At 68.4% G+C, this 6,112-nt stretch carries 6 protein-coding genes and 2 pseudogenes; 4 read left to right on the forward strand and 4 right to left on the reverse strand.

Annotation, left to right across the window (positions count from 1 at the left end; all coding sequences use genetic code 11):
• Positions 1–186: 186 nt before the first annotated feature.
• From B0E53_RS37155 to B0E53_RS32115, 4 genes are read right to left on the reverse strand one after another with little or no spacing between them, the layout of a single operon-like run.
• On the reverse strand, positions 187–513 hold the full coding sequence (locus B0E53_RS37155; RefSeq protein WP_146167847.1) for a hypothetical protein: 327 nt from the start codon (positions 511–513) through the stop codon (positions 187–189).
• Between the two features lie 49 nt (positions 514–562).
• Entirely contained in the window at positions 563–1,543 is a 981-nt protein-coding gene (locus B0E53_RS32105; protein WP_107079404.1) for an NAD(P)-dependent alcohol dehydrogenase, read from the reverse strand.
• The gene (locus tag B0E53_RS32110; RefSeq protein WP_107079405.1) at positions 1,540–1,773 is read right to left on the reverse strand and encodes a helix-turn-helix transcriptional regulator; all 234 of its coding nucleotides are present in this window, start codon (positions 1,771–1,773) and stop codon (positions 1,540–1,542) included. Before B0E53_RS32110 ends, B0E53_RS32105 begins: the two co-directional genes overlap by 4 nt.
• Positions 1,767–2,195 carry a hypothetical protein gene (locus tag B0E53_RS32115; protein ID WP_107079408.1) on the reverse strand — a complete coding sequence of 143 codons (429 nt, stop codon included), beginning with the start codon at positions 2,193–2,195 and terminating at the stop codon, positions 1,767–1,769. Before B0E53_RS32115 ends, B0E53_RS32110 begins: the two co-directional genes overlap by 7 nt.
• Before the next feature lie 418 nt (positions 2,196–2,613).
• Between B0E53_RS32115 and B0E53_RS32120 the strand changes: the two genes are divergently transcribed.
• The 4 genes and pseudogenes from B0E53_RS32120 to B0E53_RS32135 all read left to right on the forward strand — a co-directional run bounded on the left by B0E53_RS32120 (position 2,614) and on the right by B0E53_RS32135 (position 5,547).
• Complete coding sequence (locus B0E53_RS32120; RefSeq protein WP_168215461.1) at positions 2,614–3,411, forward strand: CPBP family intramembrane glutamic endopeptidase; 798 nt, start codon at positions 2,614–2,616, stop codon at positions 3,409–3,411.
• Between the two features lie 64 nt (positions 3,412–3,475).
• A pseudogene (locus B0E53_RS32125) lies at positions 3,476–3,846 on the forward strand (transposase); the annotation flags it as partial.
• Between the two features lie 106 nt (positions 3,847–3,952).
• Positions 3,953–4,340: pseudogene (locus B0E53_RS32130) on the forward strand (type VI secretion protein); the annotation flags it as partial.
• A 295-nt stretch (positions 4,341–4,635) separates the two neighbouring features.
• The gene (locus B0E53_RS32135; RefSeq protein WP_107079407.1) at positions 4,636–5,547 is read left to right on the forward strand and encodes a replication-relaxation family protein; all 912 of its coding nucleotides are present in this window, start codon (positions 4,636–4,638) and stop codon (positions 5,545–5,547) included.
• Positions 5,548–6,112: the final 565 nt, after the last annotated feature.

The following is a 6,112-nucleotide window of genomic DNA, read 5'->3' on the forward strand; positions in this document are numbered from 1 at the left end:
GATCCGACGGATCGCCCCGACCGCGGACGCCGGATCCCGGCGGGCCTCGACCGCCAACCGAGTCGCACGCTCACGCAGCTCATCGTTGTACTTCTTCGGTGCGGGCATCGCTGGTGTTCCTCCCAGGTTTCGATGTCTCCATCAAACCCGGTGCGGAACACTCTGGGACGGACGCGCACCCGAGGATCAGGCGTAGCGCGAGTTGCTGACGCGCTTGGGCGGGCAGATGTCGTTCCAGCGGCTTGAGGCAGTTCTCGGCGCGCGCTTGCCGGCGAGCGCGCGGTCCGACCGGACCTGGTGGGGCAACACCTTCAACCGGACACGCGTCCAAGCACACGCGTGGCTGAACGCTGGATGGAAGGTCGACGCGGTCGACCTGACGCGCGAGTTGGTGACCTTCATCCGAGGCAGATCGGAGTACGTCGCCCCCAGCTGGCCCAGGCGTCCGCACATGACGATGTGAGGGCGTTGGGTGATGTTGCCGGCCATCGACGTGGTGTCGGTCAGCTGCATGTTCGTGTCTTGAGGGAAGGATGGGGACGCACCGGCGGGCGGCGCGTACCTACACGGTGACGACGGTTTTTCCGGTGGCGTGGCCCGCGGCGACGTGCCGGATCGCGTCGGGTGCCGCGACCAAGGGGAACGTGTGGTCGATGACCGGTGTCACGGCGCCGGACTCGATGAGCCGACGTAGCTCGTCGAGGTCGGCGGCGCGTTCCTTGGCGATCAGGTTGCGCAGCCGCTGGCGGGTGACCATCGACAGCAGTGGTGCGCGCAGCATCTGCCGGTCGAATCCGCCGAGGAGCCGGCCGCCGGCGCTCTCGCCGCCGACGAGGACCAGAGTGCCGTGCGGCGTGAGCGCGCGGCGCAGCAGCGACATCGGTCGGTTGCCGGCGGTGTCTATGACGACGTCGTAGCGGACGCCGTGGCGGTCGACCTCGTCGCGGGTGTAGTCGATTACGTCGTCGGCGCCGAGGGATCGGACGAGGTCGGCCTTGCCGGGGCTGCACACGCCGGTCACGGTGGCGCCGTACACCTTGGCGATCTGTACGGCGAAGCTGCCGACGCCGCCCGCGGCGCCGATGACCATCACCTGCTGGCCCGGCTGGACGCCGCCGCAGTGGCGCACTGCCTGTAGTGCGGTCGTGCCGGAGACCGGGGTAGCCGCGGCCTGCTCGAAGGAGATGGTCGCTGGCTTGTGCGCCAGCCGGTCGCGGCGGGCGGTGGCGTACTCGGCGTACGAGCCGGTCTCGCTGGTGCCGTAGACCTCGTCGCCGGGGCGCAGGTCAGTCACTGCCGCGCCGACGGCCTCCACCACTCCGGCGAGGTCGCGACCGCGCACCGGGACGGTGGGCCGGCGAAGCCCGAACCCGAACGCGCGCAGCAGATAGGGGCGGCCGGTCATGAGGTGCCACACGCCGGGATCCACGCCCGCGGCGCGCACCCGCACGAGTACCTCGTCGTCGCCGACCGCCGGCTGGTCGATGTCGCGCAGCTGCAGCAGGTCAGCCGGGCCGTACACGTCCTGGACGATTGCTTTCATGTGGTCTCCTCGGGGGAGTCGGGGTACTGGAACACGTCGTCGAGCCGGACCCCGAAGACGTGGGCGATGAGGAAGGCCATCTCGAGGGAGGGCGAGTACCGGCCCTGCTCGATGGCGATCACGGTCTGCCGCGTCACGCCGATGCGCTCGGCGAGCTGGGCCTGGGTCATCTCGCCGTGCGCGAAGCGCAGCGCGCGGATGGAGTTGGTCACGCGGGTCGGCTTCACCATTGCGGCAGCCGCCCGTGGTACATGCCGATCTTCGCGATCGAGCCGAGGACTGCCGACAGCACGAATGCCAGGTAGATCACGTTGGCGATCCAGAACCGGTCCCACCCAGCCATCGCCATGAGCATCGCCGCGACCGCCCCGATCACCAGCAATGACTGGCCGACGTGGTCGCCCAGCTGGCCGATCTGCCGGTCCCGCGCGTCGGCCACGCGCGACGCTTTCGGGCTCACCATGCCGATCGCCATCTCGGCCACAATGTTCGCCACGATCGACGCGCCGACGGTCCATAACAGCGCCGCGGCGTACGGGACCTCGGTCAGATGCCGCCCGCCCGCGCGGCCCACGACGATCGTCACGTAGATCGCGTACGCCACCACGGCGACCACCAACATGATCCACGCCCGCTTCTCTCGATGCGCCATGACCAGCTCCTCGATGTACAAAATCTTTGACACGGCTAACGTATCTGATGCTTGACATCGTGTCCAGAATTTTTTACACCGAGATGACATGACCCCAGCGCCGCCGGGCGCCGGGCGCTGGCCCACGATCGAGGTACGCACCCTAGCGGTGGTCCATCCATGACCAGGAGCGCCTGAAGAGCCCTCAACTGCCGCGGTCGCGAGGACTAGGCCGATGGCGATCAGCACCCGTCGCGCCGTGGTCCGGTCGTCGACCTCGTTCATCGCGCGCGGGCCCCCTCCATCGCCACCACCGCCTGCGCGACAGTCGAGGACCAGCCGTAGACGGCCGGAATGATTCGGCCGAAGCGGGGTAGCCGGCGCCGTGATGCGGCGGCGAGGCGTGGACCTGACTCGGTATGAAGGAGCAGAGGGTGGCATGACGCCGCCGCCGAACTCGCGGCACCTCCTGCCGGCGGACAGCCGACGCCTATCCGTGGTCGCGTTCGTCGGCATGGTCGTCGCCTACCTGGTCGTGCTCCACGGGCTGGCAATGACCCTGACCAGTGGCCTGGAAACGAGGTACGCCGCGCCCAGAACGCTGAACGAGATGTGGCGCAGCATCACGGTTCCGGAGGCGGTCTCCGTCGTGCTGGTGATCGCGGCCATCTCCTGGCTTCGCTGGTGGCCGCCGGTCCTGCGGGATAACCATCCGGTCCAGCGCTGGGTCGTGGTCGTGCCCATCGGCATGGCGACCTGCGCTCTCATCGTGACCGACTACGGCGCCCTCGCCACCAAGGGCGCCACCTTCACCCTGACACTCCTGCTCTCCGCACTGCTGATCGGCGCCAGCGAGGAACTGATATTCCGTGGGCTCGGGGTGACCGTGTTCCGCTCCACCGGGTTCACCGAAGGAAAGGTCGCCCTGTGGTCCACGGTCATCTTCGCCCTCGCCCACGCCACCAACCTGCTCGCCGTAGGTGCCGTAGCCTTCGCCCAGGTACTGACCACCATGGTCGCCGGCTACTTCCTCTACCTCACCCGGCGCCACTCCGGCGGCATCACCGTGCCGGCCATCATCCACGGGATGTGGGACTTCTCCCTCATCTCAGCCCAGATAATCCCGGGCAAGCCCTACCTCCTCTCACTCCTGGCCATTGTCACCATGGCGGTCCTGGCCATCGTCGTACTGGCACGCCGGCACCACATCGAACCAGTCACCGCCCAGCAACCCTGACGGCCGCGGCTGTCTCGCTAACGGTGTATCCGGCGATCTTGGTCAGTAGGTGAGCGGCTGCACCCGAGTTGAGAACTGCCAGGTCGGGGTGTTCCTGGCCACACGGCCAAGGGGCACGGGCTGATCGACCGGCAGTTGTATCTGCCCGCGACCTGGACCGACGACCGTGAACGCTGCCGAGACGCGGGCATCCCCGACGACGTCGAGTTCGCGACCAAGCCGCAGATCGCCAAGACCATGCTGGCCCGGGCCCTTGACGCCGGGGTGCCGGCCGGGTGGGTCACCGCCGACGAGGCCTACGGGCAGGTCAAGAGCCTGCGAGTCTGGCTGGAAGAACGAGACGTCGGCTATGTGCTGGCCACCCGCCGCAACGACGACATGATCACCACCACGATGGGCACCTGCCGTGCCGACGAGCTCATCGCCGCCCTACCCGCCCAGCTGCCGCCGAGCGGCGGGCCCTCACCAATGATGGACGGTGGTCCATACCGGGACCGACCCAGTGAGCTCTTCAGTCTTCTCTGGGAGGTCACGCGCACCGCACCAGGACCTCGCCCAGTTCCCGAAGGACCTTCTCGCCGCGGCGTCGGCGAACGCCCGAAACAAGATCTACTTTTCGTGCGCGCCGGAGGACGCCCGCGTCCTGGCTCGGCATACCCTGCCGGAGCTCGACGAGCACGACCTGACCCACCTCGACGCCTACACCGCCGCCACCCGTCTGGTCGTGGGCGGCCGGCAGACGCCGGCGTTCACCATGAGGACCCGCCCACCGAAGCCGTTGATCGGCGAGGCGGCCGCGATCCGGCAGGCCGCAGCGCGCGGTTCCGGCGCAGGACATCGGCGCCATCGACGCTCTGGCCGACCGCTACTCAAGGCCACCCCAGCGAAGCCGCGCGCCCCGTGTGGAGAGCGACAAAGCCAGGCCTTGAGCCCGATTGACCGCGAACGCGCCGCCCGGTGTGGCCAGGTGGCCGGGCTGAGGGAGATTCTTTCGGCGTCTGTCAGGCGCCTGGTGGGGTTTCCGTCACCCCTTCCGCAGACGCTTCCTCCGCCCTTCACCACCAAGGGCTGATCGCGCTGACCGATCAGCGCGGGCAGGCCTGTCAGTGCAGCACACGGCGGCCCACCGGCACGGTCACCACCACCCCTGGTTCCAGACACCCCTCCAACGGAGGGGATCCACTTCCTCCCTGAAGGGATGTCCGCTCGTGTCTACCGATCGTCCTGTCTTCCCATCCCCGGTCATCCAACCCCCGGCTCCTCGGCTCGCGCAGCAACACAAGCCGCCGCTCGCGTCTGGAGCACCTGCGTCGGCTCACCCTCCGCGACCGTCAGCTCCTCGCCTGGCTCGCCGAGCACTATGTGCTCTCGGCCGACCAGATCACGGAGGCGGCGTTCACCTCCCGCCGTTCCGCGCGGCTGCGGCTGGCCACCCTGCACGGCATCGAGGCCGTCAGCCGCTTCGTGGACATCACCACCGGCGACGGGCAGTACCTCTACGCCCTCCGTCCCCTCGGCATGCTCGTGCACCCCACCGCCTACAACGACCCGGATCGGCCCGACGCCCGACCGCCGCGCAGTAGCATCGAGCGCACCGAACGCATCGTGGGCAGTTGTCGACTCGCCCACCTGCTCGGCACCAATCAACTGTTCGTCGACCTCCTCGCTCACGCGCGCAGCCATCCAAACGTGCGGCTGGCGAGGTGGTGGTCCGAGCAGCACGCGACCGCCGCCTATGCCGTCGCCGGCATCCGGCCCGACGGGCATGGCGTGTGGTGCGTCGGGGACCAGCAGGTGGGATTCTTCCTGGAGCACGACAACGGCACCGAACCGCTCGCCGTCGTGCTGCGCAAGCTGCGCGGCTACGAGCGCCTCGCCCAGTTCGGGCCCCGCTACCCCGTCCTGCTGCGCGTGCGGAGCCGACGCCGCGAGGCCAACCTGCTACGCGCGCTCGCCGGTGTGCCTACCGCCATGCCCGTCGTCACCGGCATTCACGACGAGCATCCCGCCGGACCGGTCTGGACGCTGACCACCGAGCCCGGGCTGCGCCGCTGGCTGCACGAGCTGCCCAGCGACCACGGCCCCCACAACCCCGCCACCAACCCTCACCGCTTCACCCATCCTGACGACGACTAGCCAGGCGCCGCAGTCAGCGCTGCTGGCGCAGGTCGTTGCTCGACAGCGCCTGCAGTCGGATGTCGTCGGCCCTGGCTGGCGGTCTGGGCTGTACGTATGGCTGCACGACGGGCCCTTGAGCCCCTTTTCATCCTGAGTAGCGGCCGGTCTCCACGTGGTGCAGGACGAGAATGGCCTGCAGGATCGCGGTGGCGCGGCGGGGACGCCCTCGTGCGTACTGGCGCCTGCTTCGAACATGGCAAACTCGTCGAGCGAGTCCAACGGGAGGCGGCATGATCATCACGCTTCGCCCACCGGAGCCGGGGATGTTCCATCCATCTGCACTTGGTTCGAGGCCGGGGCTGTGAGCTGCGGAGAGAGCAGCTTGACCAAGACTGCGGTGGTGATCCTGTCTCGGTGTAGGTGGTTCGTCGGTCATGATCTGTTGATGTGTCTTGCTGAAGATGCTTCGGGTGGGTCGAGCGACCCGACGGATCAGGAGGTGATCAGCTAGGCCGTGTTTGGTAAGGGTCATAGCCATTGGTTGATCGCGGCGATGGTGACGGTGGCTTCGTAACGGACGGCG

Source organism: Micromonospora sp. MH33, from assembly GCF_003013775.1.
In the GTDB taxonomy this organism is placed as follows: Bacteria; Actinomycetota; Actinomycetes; order Mycobacteriales; family Micromonosporaceae; genus Micromonospora; species Micromonospora fulviviridis.

What these genes read in the sequence shown, in the direction of transcription:
- B0E53_RS32115 (WP_107079408.1), bottom strand. Translation starts at nt 2,195, where the DNA reads ATGGCGCATCGAGAGAAGCGGGCGTGGATCATGTTGGTGGTCGCCGTG.
- B0E53_RS32110 (WP_107079405.1), bottom strand. Translation starts at nt 1,773, where the DNA reads ATGGTGAAGCCGACCCGCGTGACCAACTCCATCCGCGCGCTGCGCTTC.
- B0E53_RS32120 (WP_168215461.1), top strand. Translation starts at nt 2,614, where the DNA reads ATGACGCCGCCGCCGAACTCGCGGCACCTCCTGCCGGCGGACAGCCGA.
- B0E53_RS32105 (WP_107079404.1), bottom strand. Translation starts at nt 1,543, where the DNA reads ATGAAAGCAATCGTCCAGGACGTGTACGGCCCGGCTGACCTGCTGCAG.
- B0E53_RS37155 (WP_146167847.1), bottom strand. Translation starts at nt 513, where the DNA reads ATGCAGCTGACCGACACCACGTCGATGGCCGGCAACATCACCCAACGC.